The 21,700-nt window shown below is 70.3% G+C and carries 24 protein-coding genes and 1 pseudogene; 10 read left to right on the top strand and 15 right to left on the bottom strand.

What is annotated here, in order from left to right; all coding sequences use genetic code 11:
* Positions 1-57: 57 nt before the first annotated feature.
* The 4 genes from CCN51_RS04125 to CCN51_RS04110 all read right to left on the bottom strand — a co-directional run bounded on the left by CCN51_RS04125 (position 58) and on the right by CCN51_RS04110 (position 3,481).
* Positions 58-699, bottom strand: coding sequence for an FMN reductase (locus tag CCN51_RS04125; protein WP_014174116.1), 642 nt, complete (start codon positions 697-699; stop codon positions 58-60).
* Positions 696-1,811 carry a CE1758 family FMN-dependent luciferase-like monooxygenase gene (locus tag CCN51_RS04120; protein ID WP_014174115.1) on the bottom strand — a complete coding sequence of 372 codons (1,116 nt, stop codon included), beginning with the start codon at positions 1,809-1,811 and terminating at the stop codon, positions 696-698. The genes CCN51_RS04125 and CCN51_RS04120 overlap by 4 nt, the downstream gene beginning before the upstream one ends.
* Before the next feature lie 104 nt (positions 1,812-1,915).
* Positions 1,916-2,449 carry an isochorismatase family protein gene (locus CCN51_RS04115; RefSeq protein ID WP_014174114.1) on the bottom strand — a complete coding sequence of 178 codons (534 nt, stop codon included), beginning with the start codon at positions 2,447-2,449 and terminating at the stop codon, positions 1,916-1,918.
* 156 nt (positions 2,450-2,605) lie between these two features.
* On the bottom strand, positions 2,606-3,481 hold the full coding sequence (locus tag CCN51_RS04110) for an LLM class flavin-dependent oxidoreductase (RefSeq protein WP_014174113.1): 876 nt from the start codon (positions 3,479-3,481) through the stop codon (positions 2,606-2,608).
* Between the two features lie 224 nt (positions 3,482-3,705).
* Between CCN51_RS04110 and CCN51_RS04105 the strand changes: the two genes are divergently transcribed.
* Positions 3,706-4,098 carry a MarR family winged helix-turn-helix transcriptional regulator gene (locus CCN51_RS04105; protein ID WP_245881573.1) on the top strand — a complete coding sequence of 131 codons (393 nt, stop codon included), beginning with the start codon at positions 3,706-3,708 and terminating at the stop codon, positions 4,096-4,098.
* 13 nt (positions 4,099-4,111) lie between these two features.
* Here CCN51_RS04105 and CCN51_RS04100 read toward each other — a convergent pair whose 3' ends face one another.
* The 11 genes and pseudogenes from CCN51_RS04100 to CCN51_RS04050 form a co-directional block, all read right to left on the bottom strand.
* The gene (locus CCN51_RS04100; RefSeq protein WP_014174111.1) at positions 4,112-5,119 is read right to left on the bottom strand and encodes a Gfo/Idh/MocA family protein; all 1,008 of its coding nucleotides are present in this window, start codon (positions 5,117-5,119) and stop codon (positions 4,112-4,114) included.
* A 55-nt stretch (positions 5,120-5,174) separates the two neighbouring features.
* On the bottom strand, positions 5,175-6,092 hold the full coding sequence (locus CCN51_RS04095) for a carbohydrate ABC transporter permease (RefSeq protein ID WP_014174110.1): 918 nt from the start codon (positions 6,090-6,092) through the stop codon (positions 5,175-5,177).
* Positions 6,092-6,343, bottom strand: coding sequence for a sugar ABC transporter permease (locus CCN51_RS04090; protein ID WP_014174109.1), 252 nt, complete (start codon positions 6,341-6,343; stop codon positions 6,092-6,094). Before CCN51_RS04090 ends, CCN51_RS04095 begins: the two co-directional genes overlap by 1 nt.
* A gap of 481 nt (positions 6,344-6,824) precedes the next feature.
* On the bottom strand, positions 6,825-7,691 hold the full coding sequence (locus tag CCN51_RS59570) for an amidohydrolase family protein (RefSeq protein ID WP_319637776.1): 867 nt from the start codon (positions 7,689-7,691) through the stop codon (positions 6,825-6,827).
* A 255-nt stretch (positions 7,692-7,946) separates the two neighbouring features.
* A pseudogene (locus CCN51_RS59565) lies at positions 7,947-8,793 on the bottom strand (helix-turn-helix domain-containing protein); the annotation flags it as partial.
* A 59-nt stretch (positions 8,794-8,852) separates the two neighbouring features.
* A complete protein-coding gene (locus CCN51_RS04075) occupies positions 8,853-9,578 on the bottom strand; it encodes a hypothetical protein (RefSeq protein WP_063647522.1) in 726 nt (241 codons plus the stop codon).
* Positions 9,579-9,816: 238 nt separating this feature from the next.
* Positions 9,817-10,521: a hypothetical protein gene (locus CCN51_RS04070; protein WP_014174106.1), complete on the bottom strand. Its 705-nt coding sequence runs from the start codon at positions 10,519-10,521 to the stop codon at positions 9,817-9,819.
* A gap of 46 nt (positions 10,522-10,567) precedes the next feature.
* A complete protein-coding gene (locus CCN51_RS04065) occupies positions 10,568-11,425 on the bottom strand; it encodes a DUF3592 domain-containing protein (protein WP_014174105.1) in 858 nt (285 codons plus the stop codon).
* Positions 11,425-11,886, bottom strand: a complete 462-nt coding sequence (locus CCN51_RS04060) for a hypothetical protein (protein ID WP_014174104.1) — start codon at positions 11,884-11,886, stop codon at positions 11,425-11,427. The genes CCN51_RS04065 and CCN51_RS04060 overlap by 1 nt, the downstream gene beginning before the upstream one ends.
* A gap of 1 nt (position 11,887) precedes the next feature.
* Entirely contained in the window at positions 11,888-12,166 is a 279-nt protein-coding gene (locus tag CCN51_RS04055) for a hypothetical protein (protein ID WP_014174103.1), read from the bottom strand.
* Positions 12,163-12,588, bottom strand: a complete 426-nt coding sequence (locus CCN51_RS04050) for a hypothetical protein (RefSeq protein WP_014174102.1) — start codon at positions 12,586-12,588, stop codon at positions 12,163-12,165. Before CCN51_RS04050 ends, CCN51_RS04055 begins: the two co-directional genes overlap by 4 nt.
* 117 nt (positions 12,589-12,705) lie before the next feature.
* On the opposite strand from CCN51_RS04050, the gene CCN51_RS04045 reads away from it, so the two are divergent.
* The 9 genes from CCN51_RS04045 to CCN51_RS04000 all read left to right on the top strand — a co-directional run bounded on the left by CCN51_RS04045 (position 12,706) and on the right by CCN51_RS04000 (position 21,580).
* Positions 12,706-14,103 (top strand): hypothetical protein, encoded by a 1,398-nt coding sequence (locus tag CCN51_RS04045; RefSeq protein ID WP_055413867.1) that lies wholly within the window; start codon positions 12,706-12,708, stop codon positions 14,101-14,103.
* The gene (locus CCN51_RS04040) at positions 14,103-15,386 is read left to right on the top strand and encodes a hypothetical protein (protein WP_014174100.1); all 1,284 of its coding nucleotides are present in this window, start codon (positions 14,103-14,105) and stop codon (positions 15,384-15,386) included. The genes CCN51_RS04045 and CCN51_RS04040 overlap by 1 nt, the downstream gene beginning before the upstream one ends.
* Before the next feature lie 3 nt (positions 15,387-15,389).
* Positions 15,390-18,290: a CHAT domain-containing protein gene (locus tag CCN51_RS04035; protein ID WP_014174099.1), complete on the top strand. Its 2,901-nt coding sequence runs from the start codon at positions 15,390-15,392 to the stop codon at positions 18,288-18,290.
* A gap of 131 nt (positions 18,291-18,421) precedes the next feature.
* Positions 18,422-18,721: a transposase gene (locus tag CCN51_RS04030; RefSeq protein WP_014174098.1), complete on the top strand. Its 300-nt coding sequence runs from the start codon at positions 18,422-18,424 to the stop codon at positions 18,719-18,721.
* Complete coding sequence (locus CCN51_RS04025) at positions 18,718-19,620, top strand: IS3 family transposase (protein WP_014174097.1); 903 nt, start codon at positions 18,718-18,720, stop codon at positions 19,618-19,620. The genes CCN51_RS04030 and CCN51_RS04025 overlap by 4 nt, the downstream gene beginning before the upstream one ends.
* A gap of 446 nt (positions 19,621-20,066) precedes the next feature.
* Positions 20,067-20,231 carry a 50S ribosomal protein L33 gene (gene rpmG / locus CCN51_RS04015; protein WP_014174096.1) on the top strand — a complete coding sequence of 55 codons (165 nt, stop codon included), beginning with the start codon at positions 20,067-20,069 and terminating at the stop codon, positions 20,229-20,231.
* A gap of 46 nt (positions 20,232-20,277) precedes the next feature.
* Complete coding sequence (locus CCN51_RS04010; RefSeq protein ID WP_014174095.1) at positions 20,278-20,538, top strand: type B 50S ribosomal protein L31; 261 nt, start codon at positions 20,278-20,280, stop codon at positions 20,536-20,538.
* Between the two features lie 34 nt (positions 20,539-20,572).
* Positions 20,573-20,695, top strand: a complete 123-nt coding sequence (gene ykgO / locus CCN51_RS04005; protein WP_014174094.1) for a type B 50S ribosomal protein L36 — start codon at positions 20,573-20,575, stop codon at positions 20,693-20,695.
* 339 nt (positions 20,696-21,034) lie between these two features.
* The gene (locus CCN51_RS04000; protein ID WP_014174093.1) at positions 21,035-21,580 is read left to right on the top strand and encodes a hypothetical protein; all 546 of its coding nucleotides are present in this window, start codon (positions 21,035-21,037) and stop codon (positions 21,578-21,580) included.
* The last annotated feature ends 120 nt before the right edge of the window (positions 21,581-21,700 follow it).

Here is a 21,700-nt window from a genome sequence, read left to right as displayed (position 1 = left end):
GATTCGCCGGTGCTGCCATGTCTCTCCCTTGCTCGTCGTTCTCGTTCTTCGTCCGCGCTACTCCGGCCGCAACGCGGCCAGTTGCTGCGCGAAGGGCACCACGTCCGTGCCGTCGTCCGCCCGCGCGGCGCCGCCCGGGAGGTCGCGCATCAGCGCGGCCAGTTCGCGGCCGGCGCGGGCGATCCGGGTGGGCAGCGTGTCGGTCAGCGGATCGCCGTGGCCGCCCCAGTCCTCGGAGGCCGCGTACACCGCGGTGGGTACGACCACGGCGCGCAGATAGGCAAAGAGCGGACGCAGCGCGTGCTCCAGGGCGAGCGAGTGCCGGGCCGTGCCGCCGGTCGCCGCGGCCAGGACGGGCTTGCCGGTGAGGGCGTCGTTGTCGATGACGTCGAAGAACGACTTGAACAGCCCGCTGTAGGAGGCGGTGAAGACCGGGGTGACGGCGATCAGTCCGTCGGCCGAGGTGACCGACTCGATGGCGTCGGCGAGGTCGGGCGAGGGGAAGCCGGAGGCGAAGTTCTTGGCGATGTCGGCGGCGAGATCGCGTAGTTCGACGACCTGTACGTCAACCTCCCGTCCTGCCCCGGCCAGTTCTGCGCGCACCGCCTCCGTGAGGCGGTCGGCCAGCAGCCGGGTGGACGAGGGGACGCTCAGGCCGGCCGATACGACGGCGAGCCGTTGGGGCTGGCGGGCGCTCACTTGGACTCCTCCTTGTCGGCGTCGACGAAGGTGACGGTCGCGTCACGCTCGGCGAGCCGGGAGGCGTGTGTCGGTGCCTCCGGGACATGGCTGGGGCGCAGGGCGTCGAACTCCTTGCGCAGGACGGGTATGACCTCTTCGCCGAGCAGGTCGAGGGTCTCCAGCACGGCCTTCAGCGGCACGCCGCCGGTGTCGATGTTGAAGAGCTGGCGCTGGTAGTCGCCGTAGTGCTCGCGGAAGGTCAGCGCCTTGTCGATAACCTGCTGCGGGCTGCCGACGATGAGCGGGGTCTGCTCCATGTACTCTTCCATCGTCGGCCCGTGGCCGGCCATGGGCGAGTTGTCGAAGTAGGGGCGGTACTCGCGCACGGCGTCCTGGGAGTTCTTGCGGACGAAGATCATGCCGCCGGCACCGACGATCGCCTGCTCCGGGCTGCCGTGGCCGTAGTGGGCGTAGCGCTCGCGGTAGATGCCGATCAGGCGGCGGAAGTGGTCCTTCGGCATGAAGAGGTTGTTCACGAAGAAGCCGTCGCCGTAGTACGCGGCCTGCTCGGCGATCTCGGGGCTGCGGACCGAGCCGTGCCAGACGAACGGCGGGATGCCGTCGAGCGGGCGCGGGACGGAGGTGAAGCTCTGCAACGGGGTGCGGAAGCGGCCCTCCCAGTCGACGTACTCCTCACGCCACAGCCGGTGCAGCAGCGCGTAGTTCTCGATGGCGAGCGGGATGCCGTGGCGGACGTCCTTGCCGAACCAGGGGTAGACCGGGCCGGTGTTGCCGCGGCCCAGCATCAGGTCGACGCGGCCGTCGGCGAGATGCTGGAGGACCGCGTAGTCCTCGGCGATCTTCACCGGGTCGTTGGTGGTGATCAGCGTCGTCGAGGTGGAGAGGATGATCCGGCTGGTCTTCGCGGCGATGTAGGCCAGGTGGGTGGTGGGCGAGGACGAGACGAACGGCGGGTTGTGGTGCTCGCCGGTCGCGAAGACGTCGAAGCCGGCTTCCTCGGCCTTGACCGCGATCGCGGCCATGTCCTTCAGCCGCTCCTGCTCGGTCCGCGGTTGGCCAGTGACGGGGTTGGCGTTGACGTCGCCGATGGAAAAAGTGCCGAACTGCATGGCGTGCTCCGGAGTGTGGGGTGGGAGAAGTGAGGGCCGCCGGCTGCCCGGGACCGCCGCGCCGTCGGGGCGGTCCCGGGCGATGCCGTTCCGGCTGGACGCGACTACTGCTGGTTCATGCGCTCCATCGCGATCGCGACGATCTTGCTGCCGTGCTCACTGGTCCAGTTCCCGGCCAGCTCGGCCATGAGCGAGTTGGTGGAGGTGATCACCGCTCCCGCGATCTCCATACGGCGGATGGAGAGGTCGTCGGACACCCTGGTCGGGGAACCTCCGGCGTCGGCGACCACCTGGACCTGGTAGCCCTGTCTCAGGGCGGTCAGGGTGGGGTAGACGGTGCAGACGTCGTTGGTGACACCGGCGATGATCAGGTTCTTGCGGCCGGCCGCCTTGACCGCTGCGGCGAACTCCTCCGGGGCGATCTCCTCCAGCTCGGGCATCAGAGGGCCCTGCATGTTCTCCTCCTGGGAGGAGGTGAGGATCAGCGGGATGCCCAGCGCCTTGGCCGTCTTGGCCAGGGAGATGGCGTTGGCCTTCATCTCCTCGAGGGCCATGGGGCCGACCTGGCTCATCGTGCCCTGCTGGTGGTCGATCAGCAGCATCGCGGTGTTGTCGGCGGTGGAACGCTCTGCGGACATGAAGGGGACCTTTCAAGGTGAGCGCTGTGGGCCGATGCCGGATCAGTCGGCAGGTTCAAATTATTTGGCCGACCAATCGATCCCGTCAGCGCCGGGTGACGCTGATCTATTCCCGAGGGAAAAATCAGATGAAGCCGCCCGCTTCGACCAGGCTCTTCACAGCTTCGCGACCGCCTCCCGCGCGGCGGGTGCCACCTCTTGGGCGAAGACACTCAGCTGGCGGTCGTGGTCCTCGTTCGGCCAGTACGAGAAGCCGTTCATGCCATGATCGCGGTACAGCTCGGCGATCTGGTCGACCCACTGCTCGACGGGGCCATGGAACGCACCGCGGGAGGTCGACGTGATCATCCCGTTGAGGTTGTAGCTCTTGCGGAGTTCTCCCGGATCGCGGCCGGCCCGGGCCGCGGCGTCGTCGAGGCGGGCGACGGCCTCGCCGAGGCGGTCCAGGCCGAGATGGCCCAGCGAGGGCATCCAGCCGTCGGCCTTGGCCCCGGTCAGCTCCAGCATGCGGGGGCCGTAGGCGCCGAGCCAGATGCCGAGCGCGTGCGACGGTGCGGGCCCCGGATGGACACCGGCCACGCGGTAGTACGCACCACCGGCCCGCGCGGAGCGCTCACCGCTCCACATCGCCCGGATGACGTCGATCGCCTCCGACAGGGCTTCGAGCGACTCCTTCTTGGTTCTGCGCGGACCGCCCATGGCCTCGATGGCCTCCCAGAAGGCTCCGGCACCCAGACCCAGCTGCAGCCGGCCACCCGAGAGCAGATCGAAGCTCGCGGCGGCCTTGGCCAGCATCGCGGGCGGGCGCAGCGGCAGGTTGGCCACCGTCGGCACGAAGGTCACCCGCTCGGTCCGGGCCGCCAGAAACGCCATCAGCGTCCAGGTGTCGTAGAAGGCCTTCTGATACGGGTGGTCCTGGACCGTGACGAAGTCCAGACCCTCCCGATCGGCTTGCAGCGCACGCCGCAACGGCTGGTCTCCGTCGCCCCACAGCGGGTCGACGTTCGCACCAAAAAGGGCAGGCAGACCCATGGCTCCACTCCGCTGTTAAATCGGCGATCTGCGGCCACCGTACTCCATTGGTCGACCAATGGAGTGAAGGGGTGAGATGATTCTCTGATCCGCACGACACAGGAGGAACACGAACCATGGCGCCAGCATCCGAGCCGATGCCGGGAAAGGACGGCGCGGTACCCACCGTCGCCGACGCCCCCATGAGCGAAGCGATTTTCCGCGCCGCTCGTGTCCACCGGATAATGGCTGGCAGCCTCCTGCGCGAGACCGGCCTTTATCCGGGCCAGGAGCTGCTCATGATGCAGCTCTGGGAGCGCGGCGAGCAGCGCCAAGCGGACCTGATCAAGACCTTGGGCCTGGATCCGTCCACCGTCACCAAGATGCTGCAGCGCCTCGAACAGTCCGGCTTCGTCACCCGCAGGCAGTCCTCCACCGACCGCCGCGCCGTCGTCGTCGACACGACACGAGCGGGCCAGGCCCTGCGCGACCGGGTCCTTCAAGCGTGGCGGGACCTGGAGGAGGTCACCGCGCACGGCCTCACCGACGAGGAGTACGACCAGGCGATGTACCTGCTGGCCCGGATCGAGGCGAACCTCACCGGCTCGCCTGACATCGCCGACGACTCGGCCGTTTAGCTGTCCGACCAAGCTAAGGTGCTTGCCCTTCGCCCGGGTAGCGCACCCCGATGCTCTCCCGGACGGCATCCAGCGTCGCCATCACCGACAGGGTGCCGTCCAAAGGGACGTACGGCGACTCGGTCTGCCCCGCCCGCAGGCAGCGGGCCACCTCCAATGCCTCGTGGGTGTAGCCGTTGCCCGGGCCGTCCGGCAGGCGGATCTCCTCGGGTTCACGGCCCTGCCGGTGCAGGACGAAGCCGTCCGCGTGGAAGAACTCGCGGACGAACTCCATGCGCCCCAGCGTGCCGTTGACCGACGCCCGTTGCTCCGTCTGCGCACCGAGCGAGCAGGAGAGCACCGCGGCCGCACCGCTGTCGTAGCCGAGCAGGATGCCGGTGTTGTCGTCGACGCCCGAGGGGTTGAGGTGGGCCCACGCGGAGACGGCGTCGGGGGTTCCGAGCAGCAGGTGGGCGAAGGAGACCAGGTAGACCCCGAGGTCGAGGAGGGCCCCGCCGCCCTGCGCCGGGTCGTGCAGCCGGTGGGTAGCCTCGTACGGCAGGGCGATGCTGAAGTCGGCGTGGACCGAGCGGACTTCACCGATCGCGCCGTCCGCGATCAGCTCCTGCATGCGCAGCACGGCCGGGTTGATGTAGGTCCACATCGCCTCCCTCAGGAACACGTTCCGCTTGCGGGCGAGGGCCACGAGGTCCTGTGCCTGTGCGAGGTTGACGGTGAACGGCTTCTCGCAGAGCACCGCCTTTCCGGCCTCCAGGCACAGGGCTGCGGCCGTGTGATGTGCCGAGTGCGGCGTGGCGACGTACACGACGTCGACGTCCGGATCGTCGGCCAGGGCCCGCCAGGTGCCGTGGGCTCGGCTGATGCCGTGCCGGTCGGCGAAGTTCCGGGCGGCTTCCGGAGTGCGGGAGCCCACGGCGACGACTTCCGCGTCGTCGGGGACGAGGCGCAGGTCCTCGGCGAACAGGTGGGCGATGGTACCGGTGGCGAGGATGCCCCAGCGGACGGGACGGGTGCCTGTCATGTACTGGTGCCCTTCGGCGAAAGGTGAGTTCGGGCGCAGCGGTTCATGCGGGCGGTCATTTGCCGAAGCCGGCCGTGAGACCGCTGATGAGCTGGCGACGACCGATGGCGTACAGCGCCAGGATGGGGAGAGTGGACAGGACGACGGCGGCCAGGATGGCGGGCACGTTGATGGTGAACTCACCCTGGAAGCTCCACACGAACAGGGACAGGACCCGCTTGTCGGGGCTCTGGGTGAGGATCAGCGGGAAGAGGAAGCCGTTCCAGACGTTCAGGGCGTCATAGATCGTGACCGTGATCAGGGCGGGGCGGGACAGCGGGAGGGCCAGGTTCCACAGCATGCGCCAGTGGCTGGCGCCCTCGGCACGCATCGACTCGTACAGCTCGTCGGGGATGTCCCGCAGGAAGTTGACCAAGATAATCACGGTGAGCGGGATGGCGAAGGCCGCCGAGGGCATCACGATCGCGAGCAGGGTGTCGTACATGTTCGCCTTAGCGATCAGGTAGTACACCGGGATGATCGTGGCCTGTAGCGGGATGGCGAGACCCAGCAGGAACACGCTGAACGTCCACCACAGGGCCCGGCTGGTGCCGCGCACGATGGCGTAGGCGGCGAGGAAGGACACCGAGAGGGTCAGCAGGGTGGCGCCGGCCGTGACGACGAGGCTGTTGAGCAGGTAGTGCGTGAAGTCGTTGTCGAGGACCTGGCGGTAGTTCTCCAGGGCCGGGTCGGTGGGGATGGCGAGGGGGTTGGCCTCGAAGTAGCCCTCGCGGGTGCGGAGGCTGGTGACGACGGCCCAGTACACCGGGACGAGCACGACGACCAGCCAGACGACACCGCCCAGCGCACCGAGCGGGTTGGTGCGACGGAGGCGCCGGACGAGGCGGGCGCGGCCCGGTGGCGTCGCGGGCGCCGCCGCGCGCCGCGGGATCTTGGGCGAGTCGGTGGACGGGGCGTGGGAAAGCGCGGACATCACATACCTGCCTGCTGGCTGCGCATCCGGCTGAAACCGGAGAACCGGACGGGAGCGAGGGAGAGGATCAGCCCGGCCAGGACGAGCACGACGGAGACGGCGCTGGCGAGGCCCATCTCGTTGCCCTGGAAGCCGGTGATGTACATGTCGAGCGGCAGGATGCGGGTGGCGTAGCCGGGGCCGCCGCCGGTCAGGACGAAGACCAGGTCGAAGTAGGTGAGTGAGCCGACTGCGGATCGCCGCTGCGGCACGCTCGGGCGAGAGAGCCGCGTGCAGGCTGCCGCTGCCGTCGCCGTGCAGGTGGGCGAACTCGGTTCCGGCCATGAACGCGTCGCGGGGGCCCAGAGCGGGCCTGGGGTCGAGGTGCAGGGCCCGCGTCTGCGGGAACGAGATGCCACTGCGCCCGATCCGCACGCCCCGCAAGCCGGTCATCAAGCTCCACAGGTCGTCCTGGAGCACCCTCGGCACGTGTTGGTCGAGCTGTAGGTGGGGGGTGGCGGGAGTGGTGCGCCGGCGGGAGCCGAACCGCGTGGGCAGCTTGGTGTCTCTCGCCGTGCCGGTGCTCATGCTTTCTCCTTGCGCCCGGTGAAAGTGCTGGTCAACCGGGATGAAGGTGCGTCGTGCGACGCCCGGACAGCACGCTAGTCCGCAGCGGACAGCGGTTACCAAACGGATACCGAGGCGCATCGTCCCGACCGCCCGGGGCGATGCGCCTCGGTGCCCGGTCCGCCGTCAGAACATGCCGCGCCACGCGCCTTCGACGACATCGGCGGGCAGGGCCGCATAACGCCTGCGGATGGCATCGAGCGACTGCGCACACCGCCGAGCGAGGTCGGCGATGTCGATGCCGACGAGTTGGCCTGCGCGCTTGCGGATCTCGCCGTCGACGAGCACCGTCTCCACGTCGCCGGGTCCGGTGTAGTGGACCAGCGTGGCGACGGCGTCCGTGGCGGGGCGGGCTCGTACGGCGTCCGGGAGGACGACCGTGACGTTCGCGCGCTTGCCCGGGGTGAGGGAGCCCACCTCGTCCTGTAGTCCGACGGCCCGGGCCCCGACGCCGGTTGCCAACTCCAGTGCGGCGCGTGCGGGTTGCACCTCCTGCGGGATGCCGCCTGCCGTGACGGCCGCGTCTCGGCGTTCCGCGTCCAGCAGTGTCCGCGCCTCGCCGAGGATGTCAACCTGTGCGTAGCACGTGGTGTCGACGCCGAGAGCCGCTGCTCCGCCCCGGGCGACGAGCCGGCTGGCGAGGAAGGGGCCCAGCCCCATGCCGCCTTCGGTGCCGGGTGTGGTGACCAGGCCGATGTGCGCGCGGGCCATGACGTCGAGGTCGCCGTCGTTGAGCTGGTTGCAGTGTGACAGCACCGTCGTCCCGTCGAAGAGCCCTTCCTCGACGAGTTGCCCGAGTGTGGAGACGTAGTGGTCCCCGTGCACCAGAGCGTTCCAGTGCCCGGTGACGAGGGCCGGCTCCAGGGATCGGACGCGTTCGAGGAGGGGCCGGACCAGGTCGAGCGGCAGGTAGGGGGCTGTCTCGGGCAGGGCCACGCCGAGCCGGAGGCGGTGTGAGCCGGTCCGGTCCAGGTCGGTGAGCGTTTTGCGCATGCCGTGGAAGCGCTCGTCGTGTTCCGGGTCCGGTGCCCGGGTGAGGAGGTCGTTGAGGGCTTCCGGGTCGGCGGGTGCGTCACCGGACCAGTCGGGGGCGTTCTGCAACGCGTAGGCGAAGTAGCCGCCCACGCCGCTGTCCCACAGGCCACGCAGCAGAGCGGCGCTGATGTCGGCGGAGGTCTGGAGGCGGCTGCGGTCGACGACGGTGGTGATGCCGGCGGAGATCGACTCCAGGCCGCCGAGCAGGTCGCCACAGATGGTCGCCATGCGCACGTTCGCCGGGTGCAGCGAGCGCAGGTAGCGGCAGAACTCCAGGAACTTCGAGCGGTTCCTGGTCTTCTTGACGTGTCCGTAGAGCTGGTCCTTGGCAAGGTCGTAGGCGGCGAACAGGTGACGGACACCGTGTGGGCGGGTGTAGGTCGCCCGGCGCCGTGGTCTGGGCTCGCGGTCGGGATCCCTGTGGCGGCCGCCGCGTTCGGCCCATTGCCGGCCGGGATGGGGCTGGAGGTTGAGCGGACCGAACCCGTCCATGCAGAAGACGACTTCGGGCTCGCCGTCCTCGGGTATGACTTCGCCGTCGGCGATCGCGCAGAGATGCTCGACGCGGGCCTTTTCGGCCGCGTAGTGCGGGTCGCGGGAGGTCTTCCAGGTCTTCACGCGTTGAAACGAGACGCCCTCCTCGCGGAGCAGGACCCTCGTGGCTGATGTCGTCGACCACCCCCTCGGCGACCAGGAAGTCCGCCAGCTTGGCCAGGCTCCAGGTCGAGAACGGCAGGCCGTGCTCGGCCGGCTTCGACTTCGCGATCTTCTTGATCTCCCGGCGTTCGGGAAGGGTGAAGGTTCTCGGCCGGCCGCCCTTGTACTTCGGGTAGAGCGAGTCGAAGCCGTCGGTGTTGAAGTTGTGGATCACGTCCCGGACCCGGTCCGGGCTGGTAAACGTCACCTCGGCGATCTTCGCCACGGACATGCCCTGCGCGGATAACAGCACCATCTGGGCCCGCCGCCAGGTCACCACCGAACCGGTGCCCCGGCGGATGATCCGCAGCAACCTCCTGCCCTCGTCGTCATCAATCTCCCGGATCCGCACACGTTCGGCCACGTCGTCATTCTGGCTGCCCGATGCCGCCCCGTCGCGACCGTGTCGCCGGTAGCCGGTCCTCAGCGTTGCATCTCGGCGGTCTTCCGCGGATCGTCCGCCAGAACGAGGTCCGTCAGCCGCCGTACCTGCTCCTCCACGGGGTGATCGCGGGTGACGAACAACTCGTACCGGTAGAGATCCGTACGCTCGCCTGGCCCCCGGACCTGGTGGAAGTCGACATCAACACCCTGGGGACTGGTGAACTCCTCGGGGAGACCGGGCTCCTCACGTCGTGGCCAGCAATTCGTAAGAACGCAGCCCCACCGTTCGAACCAGCCGCTGTCCGCAAGCGTCTGCTCGAGGAGCCGAGCAACGGTGTCCACTGGCTCTTCCCAGCTGCGGTCCGCAGCGGCCCGCGCGAGCTCAGCCTCGTACTGCGCACTGTCGAAGCGGAAGTCCGCCGGCACCGCTGTGATGTTGCTGGTGTTTTCCCAGGCGCCCCAGATCACCTGATCGCCCTCGCGGCGTATCGTGACGTACAGGGCGCCGCAGCAGCCGGCCGTGCAGGTCGGCTCGGTGATCATGATCCTGCGGGGTTCCTCCGTGACCGCCAGCGGCCAGCTCTCGGCCGGCCCCCTCCAGTGTCGGCAGCTGAGCCCGAGGCCTTCCGGATGGACTTCCTTCAGGACGTCCACGCCGTCGATCAGAGGATGCACTTCGGCCCAGGGATCCGCCGCCCAGTCGTCCGGAATCCTGTGCTGCAAAATCAAGGTGCTGATCGTCAGATGTTCGGCCACACCCCCCATGATCGGTTGAGGCTATGCAACCGCACACTCATTTTCTGGCTGTGATCATCCTCAGCGAGCGCACCGCGCGCGATCAACGTTCGTGAATTGGATGAAGTGCCCGAACATTGCCGTGGTCAGCGAGCCGACGACCTACTCGCGGACGCCGGTCCTCCGGTAGTCCAGAAACCGGCCAGCGCCTCCGCGCGCAGCAACAAAACGATGCGTCATGACAGGGCGAACGTTGCCTGATGCGGCACTAGAAGAGCCGCATCTGTTCCAGCAGATGCCCGGTGCGTCGCGTCACGTCGATCAGCCGACCGTCGTGGTCGATGAACCGGCAGGTTCTCGTGCCCGAGAGCAGGACGCTGTGCGGCCAGAGGGCGGTGACCTTGCCAAGGCCGTCTGTGAGGACGGCCAGTCGGCCCGCCGTGATCGCCGACAGGCACAGGGCCGGGGCCCGCCACTCGTCCGTGATCTCGAACCCGGAGAGCCCCACAGCCCCTTCCGCCTCCTCCGCGGCGTGCACCCGCAGCCTCAGCCTGACCAGCGGCGTAAACTCGGCGGGCGCGTAGTCGCCCACGTACGTCGTGAACGTCCCCTCTCCGTCAGGGTCGTACCGCACCGACGACGCCTCCAGGACGTCCGCCCGCACCAACCGCGCGCCCACCGACCCCGGTTCGGACCGTGGCGCCCACATCACGAAGGTGTCGTCCCCGTACGAGCCGCTCTCGGCCCGCACGCGGTCCCCGCCCGTGATCCGAGGGAACTCGGCGCGCGTCGAGCGGAGAGCCAGGACAGAGATCATGACGGTGACGGCCGCGCCGAATGCGGACACTGCCCAGCCCCAGCTCGTGCCGTCATGACAGGCGGCGCCTTGGAGGACGAGGAAGACCGGGCCTGTCGACAAGCAGAGCGCTGTGAACACGAGATTCTCGACGAACACACCTATATGGCTGCGCATTGCTCCTCTTCCGCTCCTTATCCCCTTCCGGTCGCCTTCCGGGGTGTCACAACATGACCGCGCCGACCACTGCCCCCGCTGCCCCGGCCAGCAGGAGGGCGACGACGAAGGCGATGTTCATCGCTCCCGAACGGCGGTCGGCCGCGGGGTCGGGGGTGTAGACGGCCGGGTCGGTGGGGGCGTAGTGGATGGTGAGGGCGCGGTGGAGGGACCGGCCCGGATCGGGGATGCCCTCGCCGGACAGGGCGGTGACGTGGGCGCCCTCGTGGGTGGTGAAGGCGATGACCGGGGCATGGACGACGATGTCGCCGCCGGACTCGTCGTCGGTGTAGACGTCCCGGGTGACGGCCACCACCCGGGCCGGGACGGCTACGGCCGAGGCCAGCTGGGCGTTGCGGGCGCGCACCATGCGGATGTCGGGGCTCCTCACCGCGGCAGCCGTCAGCAGAGTGCCGAAGCCGAGCAGCGCCCATGGCCAGCCCCAGCGGACGGTCGCGTGGATCACCAGCCCGATGAGGAGCAGCATGACTGCACAGTCGGGACCCTCGCGGCCGGTCTGCTCCCCCGCGCCGCCCAGCACGACGGCGAACCGGAGAGGCTGCCCTGGCGGGTAGCGCACCTCGACCTCCCGGCCCACCCAGGCCTCCTCGATCGCCTCGCCGTGCTTGCCGGCGTTCGACAAGGTGAACTCCCGGCCCGTGCCCGGGTCCTGGAACGTGAGCGTCACCGGTATCCCGGGCTTCCTGGAGCCGCCGTGGGCCGGCTGCTCCACTGCCACGATCCGCGCCTTCACCCATACCGCTCGCTGGGCCCGGGTCACCCCGGCGAGCGAGCGCGCGTAGCCGAGCAGCGCCAGCGCGGCGGGTATCACCCACCAGAACTCCAGTGCCTCGTGATTCCTCATCAGATCTCCACGCGGAAGATGCCGTTGTACGGGTCCACGACGGCCGTGAGGCGCAGGCCCACGCGCAGGGCGCCATGGTGCGAGCGTCTCCAGGTCGTCTCGAACGTCCGGAATCCCGGCCCGCTGACCCGCAGGCCCACCGTGACGCCGACGTCGTCTCCGTCGTCCCAGTCGGTCAGCTCGGTGATCTCCGCAGTCGCCGCAACCCCTACGGCGTCGAGCCGTCGGTTGTGCTCCCGCTCGACAGTGGTGTTGCCCCAGAACGCCAGGCCCAGAGGAAGGAAGACCACCGTGAAGACGATGCCCATGACCATGAGGTCCGCGGCGCCGAGGAGGGCCGAGCCGAGCATGACCGGGCCGCACACGCACATCACCGCCGCGCTGCCGTACGCGGAGGCGGCACCCCCCGGGCCGACCCGCGACACCTGCGTCCACCGGGTCCCGTCCGCGTCGTCCGCCATGTCAGGGCTCCGGGGTCTCGGACACGCTCTCAGCCAGCCGGGCCGCCAGGGCTTGCAGGCCGGGGAGCAGGTGTGCGTCGTACGGGATGGTGTGGCGTCTGCCGTGCCTGGTGACGATCGACGCTCTGCGGCTTCGGCCGGGGCGGAACTCCAGCCGAGGCCGCTCCCAGAGGTGATAGCGGGCGTCGTCGACGTAACCGAACACCTCCAGCACCCGGCCGTCGAAGGAGAGCAGGACAAAGTCGCTCGCCGGCGCTTCGTGGAAGATCGGCGAGGTCACGGAGTGACGCCGTCCCCGGCGTAGAGGTAGCCGCCCGGCCGCGCGGGGTCGGCGATCAGCAGGACCTGGTCGCCGGTGCGGGGGATGCGCAGTTTGGAGACGACGGTCTGGACGGTGGTCCGGTCGGTTGTCCCGGACGGCTGGAGGACCAGGTCGACGACCGGGTCGAAGTTGACCAGCCGGCCGGTGTCGCCGATCGACACGACGACGGCCGGTACGGTCGGCGCACCCATGGCGAGCAGTTGCCGGACGTCCTGGCCTGACTTGTACGCGCCGATCGTCTGCTGGACCTTGGCGAAGTCCTCCTTGGCGAGGAACGCGCGCGTGGCACGGCCGTAGAACCCCTTGCCGTCGGCCACCTGGTCGGCGATCTCGGCGGCCCGCACCTCGCGGTTCTTGCTGCGCTTGCTGAAGATTCCCATGGCCGCTTCTCCTTGTGGTGATGTCATGTGCGGTGCACGGTGTGGACGCTAGGCGGCCCGAACCTCCTACCGATCCCAGGTTCGCCCGCCCGTTCCCGGACGACGTACGCTCGCCGCATGCCGCCGCCGAGCCAGCCGACCGATGCATGCCGATCTCGCGCCCTGGTCATCGACCGTGCCTGGCGTGGCCTCGGGCCGGGGCTGGAGTCGCTGAGCGGGCCCGGCGGGGCGCCGTTGACCCGGACGGTCAAGCTGATCGTGCTGCCGTTGATCGTCAGGCCGTCGCTGTGTCCCGAACTCGCGGCGGATTTCCTCGAACCGGCGCAGGCCGCGCGCCTGGACGCGCTGATCCAGGAGTCCGGTGCGCGTCTTCGGGCGACGGCTCAGTGGTTCACGCTGCTCAAGAAGACCCGCCGGGCTCTGGGGATCGTGGCGGGTCACCCCCAGGATCTGTACTTCCAGCGGTGTTTCGAGCTGGCGACCGGGTACGGGGCGCCTTCCGCCGGTGCGGACGCCGTGGCGAGGGGCGTGGTGGAGGACGTGGCGGACGCGGGCGGCGGACGTACTGTCGAAGCGCTGAAGGGCCATCTGGCGGACGCCGCGCGGCGGGCCCGGCTCGACGGGGAGCTGGCCGTCGCGTGGGCGGGCCGGCCTCCGGTCGCCGCCGACGTCGGTGTGGCGGTCGCGCTGGCGGGCGAGGTGCTCGAAGCGTGCGGTGCGGCGGGGCCGATGGGGCCGGCGGTGAACTCGCCGGAGTACACGGCCATGGTCGAGGCGGGGCACGGAGGGCTGTTCGGCCGGGCGCTGTGGGCGCATGCCGGCGAGGTCTGGGGCGCCGAGGAGCTGCCGGCGCATCTGGGGCTGACCGCGCGCCAGGCGCCGCCGCGTCCTAAGGTCGGGCGCGCCGCCTCCACCGCCACGCTTCCCGCGCCGCTCGACCGCACGCTCTTCGAGCGGCTCTTCGTCGTGCTGCAGTCGTCGTCCCGGCGCGAGGAGCTGCCGGCCGTGCCGGATCTCGTTCAGCGGGAGGTCGGCCGCAGTTGCGCTCCGCTCGGCCTGCACGACGAGAGCCTGCGCGTCGCCGTCGTCCTCGGCGGGCGGCTCGCGGTCGGCCTCGACCCGCTGGGCACCGGGGAACCCGCGCCGGGGCGCACCGCGGCGCACCGGGCCGTCAACAGCCGCTGGCGGCGCGAGGCATCGGTCCTGCGCGCCCGCAGGATGACCGTTTCTCCCCGCCCCGACCCGGACGGCGGCCACGGCGACAGCGGCGGCGTCCTGGACGCCCTCGCCCGGGACCTGCGCACCCCCTGGGCCGCCTATATGCGGCGGCTGTGGGTGCGGCTGCACGGGCGGGACGTCCGCGACGCGCCCCTGGGGGACCTCGCCTCGCTCTGGGCGGTGCTCGACGGGGTATCCCGCTCGGTGATGATGGACCACCGCGACAGGGTCCGATCGGCACTGCGCACCCTGTCGGCGGCGACCGCCGTGGACACGGCCGAGCCGAGGAGCACGTGATGGCCCAGAACGGGTCGCTCATCCACGTCGCGCAGGGCGCGGACGGCACGATCCGGGTCGCCGCCGGCAGCCCTGTCTTCACCCATGACGATGTGGACGCCCCAGGCCCCGACTTCGCGCGCTCCGTTCTCGACGTCGCGGGCGCTGTGCTGGTCTGGCCCATCCTCGGGGAGCCGAGGCCGCCGGTGGCGGAAGTGCATGACGTGGGGCGGGCGCTGGAATGGCTGTGGGCGGTCTACGGCGAGCCCACCGCTGCCGCGGTGCACGCGTGCGCGGCAGGGGGAGGCGAGGTGAGCCCCGTGCCGGTGGACCTCGGCGCTCTCGCGGGCGCTGCCGCCCGGCTCGGGTTGGCGCACTGGGCGGCCCGGTGGTGGCCGGCGTCGTACACCGACGGCATTGCGGTGCTCGAACCGGATGTGCTCGGCCTGGAGTCGGCGGCGCTCACCCACCGGTGCCAGCAGTTGTTCGACGACTTCGGTGACCAGCCCGACGACTGCGTGCCCGAACTCATCGAAGAGCACCGGGCCGGACTCGGCCCGCTGATCCAGTGGTGGCGCTCGGCACCACAACCAGCGGGCACGGCACGCCACTTGGAGAACGTCCTGCGGCTGATCGACGACGCGGCGGACGGCGCCGGGCTGGACGGGCCGGCCCTGCGTGAACTCCGCTCGGCCCTGGAGCGGGGCCTGGTACGTACGCCCGTCGACGCGGGCACGCTGTTCGCTCGGCGGGACGGCTACGCCCTCGCGGCAGGCGACGCACCCGTGCCCGGCGGCCGGGTCGTCGCCCGGGGCTCGGGGACGAACGACTGGCGCCGCTACCCGCCGGGGTTCGTCGACGCCGCCGAGGACTCGGTCTCCTGGACCGCCCGCGCGCTCGGTGCGCGCCGCCAGATCGAGGTCGAGGTCGTCGCGCACGTCGCGGCTCCCGTCGCGGGTGCGCTGCTCGTCGCGGAGGTCCAGGTGAACGGCGGCCCGCCGAGCCGGGTGCCCCTCGCCAGACGGGACGACGTGTGGACCGGCCGGGCGGATCTCGGCCTGAGCCCGCATCTCGATCTGCCGGCGACGACACCGCCCCATGTCGACGTCGGAGTCCTGCTGCCCGGTTTCGACCCAGGCGCCGGTCCCGGGGGCCGCGCCGACCGTGACGCGGCCCGCGCCCTGGCCCGACGCCGACTGGCCGCCGCGGCGCAGCCCCTGACATCCGACGACGCGTACCACAGCGTCTCGGCGCCTTTCCTTGCCGAGACCCTCGCCGCCACCGCCACGCGTGAGGACTACTGACGGATGCCGGACGAGAACGAGTCACAGGTCCAGGGGGCGGCGCAACTGTACGGGGAGCCGTTCGACAGCCGCTTCGCCCTGGCCCACGAGCACCACATGGCCGCCGACTTCGCGGCCGCGTGCGCCGTGTACGGCGAGATGCTCACCCTGGCCGAGTCCATCGAGGACTCGCCCGACGTGCGGTTCCTGCGCGCGCACGTGCTGTCCGACCTCGCCATCGTCCTCCTCACCGCCTCGGACCTGCCCGGGGCGGAGGGTGCGGTCGAACGGTCCCTGGCCCTGCTCGAGGGCATCGCGTCGGCGCAGATGGGCCCGCAGGGCCGTCAACTGTGGCTGGAAACCGTACTGAAGACACTCATCGCCAGGTCCGACGTGATGAGCAGGACGGGGCGTCTGGACGAGTCGTTGGCCTGTTTGGACGAAGCGGCGGCCCTGTTCCCCGAGTTCGACGACCCTGATGGGCTGCGCGCCGCCGAACTCGGCCTGAACCGGGTCCTGTTGCTGATGAACCGGGGCGAGTGGGGAAGGGCGGAGGAACAGGCCACGCTCTTGTTGTCCACGACTCCGGCCACCGCCGCGGAGGCCGTCCCACGCCTGCTGACCGCGCTCGGCACGATCTGTGCCACGACCGGACGGTTCGACCTGGCCGAGGACTGCTTCGCCCGCGCGGACGACGGCTTCCGGGCGCTGGGGGACACCGGGGAGCGGCAGACGCTGCTCGCGCACCGGGCGTCCCTCGCCATGGAGCGCGGTGAACTCGACCTCGCTGAGCGGCTGTTCGCCGAGGCGTCCGCGTTCTTCGAGGAGCAGCGGAGGTTCGGTGATCTGGCGGTCTGTGAACAGGCCCGCAGCCATCTCGCCGGTCTGCGCGGCGACACCGCCGGGGCGCACGACCTCGCGACGGCGAGCCTGGACCGGTTCGAGCGGCTCGGCGCCTCGGTGGCCGCCGCCGACTCCATGCTGCTGGGCGCCCAACACGCGTACGAGCGGGGCGACATCGAGGAGATGAAGCGGCTGGCCCAGGAGGCCCGTGACGTCTACCAGGCACGGGCGATCCACGAGCGGTGCGCCCAGGTCGACCTCATGCTCGCGGGCGCCCTTGAGGACAACCTGAACCGGACGGACCACGGCCGGCACGAGACGCGGTCCATCGACACCGCGCTCTCCCTCGCCCTGCCCGCCGCCCTGGCGCTGGCCGCGGCACGCCACGACTTCGTCACCGCCCACGCGCGCGCCCAGTGGCTTCAACTGGCGGACAGGGCCATGCAGTTGGCGTTCCGTCTCGCCGTGCGCCGCCAGGACCAGGGGCTCCTCTTCGAGCTGGTGGAACACCGGTGCGCAGGCGCCGCGCTGGCACTGGGTCCAGGGCCGGGCCCCGACGACGGGCATGACGGGCCGACGGTCTTCCCGAACGCGGGCATGAAGGCGTACGGCGACGGCGGGCCGATGGCCCTCGGGGGTGTGGCCGCCGAGGCCGCCGCCTCCGCCGGGCTGCGGGTCGCGCCGCCGCGGAAGGTGCGGATGTCGGCGGAGTCCGGCCGGGTCGCGCTCCAGGAGTTCATCGCGGCGGCAGAGTTCCGCTATCGCCGACGGATCGTGGACGAGGAGGAGGTGCCGTTCTGGATCACCGACGAGCTGACCGCCCGCCCCGTGGTCCAGATCCGGCTGGCCGACGCGGGCGACCTGTTCATGACCTGGACGTGGGCCGGCGGCGCCCAGGGGTTCGGCACCGGACACGGCCCCGCAGCCGAAGTCGACCGTGCGGTACGTGAGCTGGCCGAGGCGCTCCCCGGCTCGGGCGAGGGGACCGCCGGGATGCGGCGGGCGTTCGAGTCGGGCGCGCTGGCCGATCACCGCGCCGAGCGGCAACTCGCGCGGACGCTGGCCGAGGCGCTGTGGCCGGAGGGGCTGACGGCGCAGATCCGCCAGGTGTCGGAGCGCGCGGGCCGCCCGCTGGTCCGCATCCAGCCGTCGCCGCGGGTCGCTCAAGTCCCATGGGAACTGCTGGCCGTCGACGACGCCGGCACCCGGCTCATCGAGCTGGCGGACGTGGTGACCACCGCGCCGACGTCGTTGCGACGACAGAACACAGTGCAGCGCGCTCCTGAAGGTCCGGCGCGGGACACCGGCCCGGTCGTGCTCGTCCTCGACCCCCGGGTGCCCGGATTCCGCGCCGACTCCCCGCTCGGCTCGGTCCTGGGGCCGCCCGGCTCGGATCCGGAGCTGCTGGCGCTGGTCCAAAGCCGCCTCGACGCGGGCGCCGTCGAGCCGTCCCTCGCCGGCCCGGCGGAGGCGTTCCGCCGCACCGACCTGGACCGGGACTGGCTGAGCGGCGTGCTCCGCAAGGGGGCACGCCGACTGATGTACGTCGGGCATGTGAGCGGCACACCGGTCGAGGGCGGGCAGAGCGAGGACGGCACGCTGCATCTGTCCTGCGGTCCGGAGACCGTCGGCCTGGCCGAGGCGGTCCGCACGCATCGGCCGCTGTCGGCCAAGGACCTCCTGCTGGGCACGCTGCCCCTGCGGGCTGACGGTGAGCCGGGGGCGCGGATCTGGCCCGCGCCGCCGCGGGTCGCCCTGATCGGCTGTGAGAGCGGTGGCGATCTGCGGTTCGCCGAGTCGTTCGGCCTGGCCACGGCGATGATCCACAACGGTGCCGAACTGGTCACCGCCACCCGCTGGGTGCTGCCGACCAGCTTCGCGTTCCACCGGCTGGCAGGTCTGGCCGAGTCCGTGCGCCCACTGTCGGAGGCGATCGTCGCCGTCGACACCGCCCACGAGGACCCTGACCCCGTGCAGCGGCTCGGGCGCTGGCAGCGCGAGCAGCTCGACCGCTGGCGCGCCGACGGCCGGACCGAGCACTCACCCCTGCTGTGGGCGGCCATGACCTGCATCGTCGTGTGAAGTGCGCGTGCTACGGGATACCGGCGGGCTGAGAAGCTGTCCTACCGTTCTAGCGCGGCCCCACTGAAGCTTCCCCTTGTGACTGGACACCTGGGGACTGGGACATGAGGTTCCAGAGGAAGTAGTGCCAGGTGGGTAGTCAGTACTCGAAGCGGTATTCGGAGGAGTTCAAGCGGGACGCCATCGCGTTGGCCCGCTCCTCCGACAAGACGATCACGGAGGTTGCGCGGGATCTGGGGGTGAGTCCGGAGAGTCTGCGCGGCTGGGTCAAGCGTGACCGGAACGACCGTGGTGAGGACAGGCCGGGCGAGCTGACCGGTACCGAACGCGAGGAGCTCGCGCGGCTGCGCAAGCAGAACATCGAGCAGCACAAGACGATCGAGATCCCGAAAAAAGCCGCGGCCTTCTTCGCCCAGGACAGCGACCGGTGAGCGAGGGCTACCGGTTCATCGACGCGGAGAAGGCCGCATACCCTGTGGCCCTGCTGTGCCGTGTCCTGTACGTGGCCCGCTCCTCGTTCTACGCCTGGCTGGAAGCGGAGGAGGCCCGGCAGTTGCGGATACGTGCTGATGACGCGCTCGCCCATGAGATCGCCGTGATCCACCTGGCCTCAAAAGGTGCCTACGGTGTCCCGCGGGTGCACGCCGAGCTGCACCGGCTGGGAAAGCCGGTCAACCGCAAACGGGTGGAACGGATCATGCGCGAACGCGCGATCGTCGGCCTCAGGCGCCGAAGACGCCGCTCGCTGACCCGGCCCGACAAGCAGGCGTGGCCGACGCCGGACCTGATCGGCCGCGACTTCACTGCCACCCGGCCCGGCACCCGGCCGGGCACCCGGCCGGGTGGCATCACGTACCTGCCCACGCGAGAGGGCCGGCTGTATCTGGCCTGCTGGCTGGACCTGGCCACCCGCGAGGTCGCCGGCTACGCGATGGCCGACCACCACCGCGCCGAGCTGGTGACTGACGCGCTGCGGATGGCTCACGGCCGGGGCAGCCTGCAACCCGGCTGCATCGCACACAGCGACCGTGGAAGCGAATACACCTCGTCCGAATTCCGCGCTGAGATACACGCCTTGGGGCTTCGGCAAAGCACGGGCCGGACCGGCTCCTGCTTCGACAACGCCGCAGCCGAAAGCTTCTGGGCCGTCCTCAAGGAAGAGATCGGCACCCGAACCTGGCCCGACCGGGCTACCGCCCGCGCCGATGTCTTCGCATTCATCGAGACCTTCTACAACCGGCGCCGCCTGCGCAAACACCCTCTCTTCGGGTACCTCACACCCCACGAGACGCGCCAGCGGTTCCGCAACGACCAAACACTCGCAGCGTAGAAGAAGAGTGTCCAGGATCACGGGGAAACTTCACACCCTGACCAGCCAAGATTGAGGACAGGCTGATGAGAACTGATGGTGACATCGAAGCAAGAAGTCGCACTGCGCCTCGAATATCCGCGCCGGTACGCGGCACAGACCGGCCTGGACAAGGAGCGCTCCGAGCGGGACTGCGCGCCCACGCAGGTGCGGCGCGGATCGCCGGGGACGCGGAGTCGGCGGATCTCAGCGACGTGGCCTGGACGCCGGCCTTCTTCGTCCACGGACGCAGGCACCACGGCGCCTACGACATCGGCAGCCTGCCGGCCCCGGTGCGAGCCGCCGCAACAGCCTGATGACCGGCTCGGCAGCCGTCGGGAATGCAGGAGCGGGGGGTGGCGTTGAGAGGAACGTCGCTGACATGGGCGGATCAAGGACCCGCCGAATGTGAGCGGAAGGAGGAGTTCATGGCACGCACCACCGTACGCCCCGTCGTCACGTTGAAGTCGACGGCCGGGACCGGCGTCACCTACGTGACGCGCAAGAACCGTCTCAACGACCCCGACCGGCTCGTCCTGCGCAAGTACGACCCGGTGGCCGGGGAACACGTCCTCTTCCGCGAGGAGCGATGAACCCAGCCGTTGCCCTTTCGCGGACGGTCACGAGGAAGGAAACATCATGAAGCCTGGAATCCACCCCGTCTCCCGGCCGGTGGTCTTCCGCGACCGCGCGGCGGGCGCGACGTTCCTGACCCGTTCGACCGCGCACACATCGCGGATCATCGAGTGGGAGGACGGCAACACCTACCCGCTGATCGACGTCGAGACCTCGTCGGCCAGTCACCCGTTCTACACCGGCACCTCGCGGATTGTGGACACCACCGGCCGGGTGGAGCGTTTCGAGCGGCGCTACGGCCGCACGGCGCCGGCCGGCCGCTGACCGCGGACCGGCGCGTGAGCAGGAAGAGAACATCATGAAAGTACGCAAGTCCCTGCGCTCGCTGAAGTCGAAGCCCGGTGCACAGGTGGTGCGCCGCCGGGGTGTGACTTACGTGATCAACAAGAAGGACCCCCGATCCAAGGCCCGCCAGGGCTGAGCACTCCCCTTCCCCCCGGCCGGCCCGGCCCCTCGATCAGCGGGGGGACCGGGCCGGTCGACGCAGGCAGCAGGCAGCAGGCGGCGAAGATGGTTGCCGCCACCTGCTCCGCCCTTGTCCGAGTCCGATTCCAGGGCAAGAAGTACGGCGATCCGGCTGGTGTGCGCGAGGGTATCGCTCACCCACAGCTTCCCGGACCAGGCACCTTCTGCGCACCGCTCAGTGATAGATCCTGCTTATCGGCCGGTCATCGACGAGTCCTGGACGCCGCGACGCTCGCTGCCAAACCGTGGGACCAGAACGGCAAAAGAACCAGGGCACCATATGAGGAGTCGCAGCATGGCCGCCGCTTCCACACCGCAGACCACGCAGGGCGCCGCGACCTCGGCCGGACTCAACGACAGCTGCCGCCTGGTCATTGGCACGCCCAAGCTCAACGGCGTCGAGGCCGCCCACGGGTCGGCCGGCATCCCGGTCACCGGCCCGGCGCGCCTGGTGCGGGCGCCGGGGATCGGCTTCATCGGCTTCCGCTCCCAGCGACGCAGCGCCTGCCGCGGCGGCTGCCGGGTTCTTCAACGGGCTCGCCGTGCTCGCCAACGCCATAACGCATCGCTTCCAGGCGGTGCAGATCTCCGGATCCAGCGCGCGGCACACCGTCGATCTGCCGCGCGACGGCGAAGAAACCGGCCTGCCGGCAGCGGCCCGGCCTCTGTCAAGGCGGCCTACCGGGTCAAGGAGGCCGAGGACATCGGACGCAGTGCCAGCCGGGTGATCCGCGCCGCCGTCCCGGGGCGCCCGGGCGGGGTGTACGTCGACGTCCCGGCTGCGGTTCCCGGCGAGGCCGTCGGCGAGAAATCCGCCCTGCTCCGCAAGGACCGCCCATGAAGTTCATGCCTCTCGTCCCGTGCCACAGCCGGTGTCGGTGATCTCAAGAGCAGCGCCGGGGAAGCCGGTACCGGCACTGCCGGCGGCCTGCGTCCCCGACATCCGCGGGACCCCGGCACG

The sequence above is a fragment of the Streptomyces milbemycinicus genome (genome assembly GCF_002154605.1).
GTDB classification, from domain to species: Bacteria; Actinomycetota; Actinomycetes; order Streptomycetales; family Streptomycetaceae; genus Streptomyces; species Streptomyces milbemycinicus.
The sequence above is the reverse complement of the archived record's forward strand: the minus strand, read 5'-3'. Positions and strand labels throughout refer to the sequence as shown.

Excerpts from the sequence above, each read along its gene's own strand:
- CCN51_RS04120 (WP_014174115.1), bottom strand. The coding sequence starts at position 1,811 with ATGCAGTTCGGCACTTTTTCCATCGGCGACGTCAACGCCAACCCCGTC.
- CCN51_RS04115 (WP_014174114.1), bottom strand. The coding sequence starts at position 2,449 with ATGTCCGCAGAGCGTTCCACCGCCGACAACACCGCGATGCTGCTGATC.
- CCN51_RS04110 (WP_014174113.1), bottom strand. The coding sequence starts at position 3,481 with ATGGGTCTGCCTGCCCTTTTTGGTGCGAACGTCGACCCGCTGTGGGGC.
- CCN51_RS04105 (WP_245881573.1), top strand. The coding sequence starts at position 3,706 with ATGGCTGGCAGCCTCCTGCGCGAGACCGGCCTTTATCCGGGCCAGGAG.
- CCN51_RS04100 (WP_014174111.1), bottom strand. The coding sequence starts at position 5,119 with ATGACAGGCACCCGTCCCGTCCGCTGGGGCATCCTCGCCACCGGTACC.
- CCN51_RS04095 (WP_014174110.1), bottom strand. The coding sequence starts at position 6,092 with ATGTCCGCGCTTTCCCACGCCCCGTCCACCGACTCGCCCAAGATCCCG.
- CCN51_RS59570 (WP_319637776.1), bottom strand. The coding sequence starts at position 7,691 with ATGCGCAAAACGCTCACCGACCTGGACCGGACCGGCTCACACCGCCTC.
- CCN51_RS04075 (WP_063647522.1), bottom strand. The coding sequence starts at position 9,578 with ATGGGGGGTGTGGCCGAACATCTGACGATCAGCACCTTGATTTTGCAG.
- CCN51_RS04070 (WP_014174106.1), bottom strand. The coding sequence starts at position 10,521 with ATGCGCAGCCATATAGGTGTGTTCGTCGAGAATCTCGTGTTCACAGCG.
- CCN51_RS04065 (WP_014174105.1), bottom strand. The coding sequence starts at position 11,425 with ATGAGGAATCACGAGGCACTGGAGTTCTGGTGGGTGATACCCGCCGCG.
- CCN51_RS04060 (WP_014174104.1), bottom strand. The coding sequence starts at position 11,886 with ATGGCGGACGACGCGGACGGGACCCGGTGGACGCAGGTGTCGCGGGTC.
- CCN51_RS04050 (WP_014174102.1), bottom strand. The coding sequence starts at position 12,588 with ATGGGAATCTTCAGCAAGCGCAGCAAGAACCGCGAGGTGCGGGCCGCC.
- CCN51_RS04045 (WP_055413867.1), top strand. The coding sequence starts at position 12,706 with ATGCCGCCGCCGAGCCAGCCGACCGATGCATGCCGATCTCGCGCCCTG.
- CCN51_RS04040 (WP_014174100.1), top strand. The coding sequence starts at position 14,103 with ATGGCCCAGAACGGGTCGCTCATCCACGTCGCGCAGGGCGCGGACGGC.
- CCN51_RS04035 (WP_014174099.1), top strand. The coding sequence starts at position 15,390 with ATGCCGGACGAGAACGAGTCACAGGTCCAGGGGGCGGCGCAACTGTAC.
- rpmG (WP_014174096.1), top strand. The coding sequence starts at position 20,067 with ATGGCACGCACCACCGTACGCCCCGTCGTCACGTTGAAGTCGACGGCC.
- CCN51_RS04010 (WP_014174095.1), top strand. The coding sequence starts at position 20,278 with ATGAAGCCTGGAATCCACCCCGTCTCCCGGCCGGTGGTCTTCCGCGAC.
- ykgO (WP_014174094.1), top strand. The coding sequence starts at position 20,573 with ATGAAAGTACGCAAGTCCCTGCGCTCGCTGAAGTCGAAGCCCGGTGCA.
- CCN51_RS04000 (WP_014174093.1), top strand. The coding sequence starts at position 21,035 with ATGGCCGCCGCTTCCACACCGCAGACCACGCAGGGCGCCGCGACCTCG.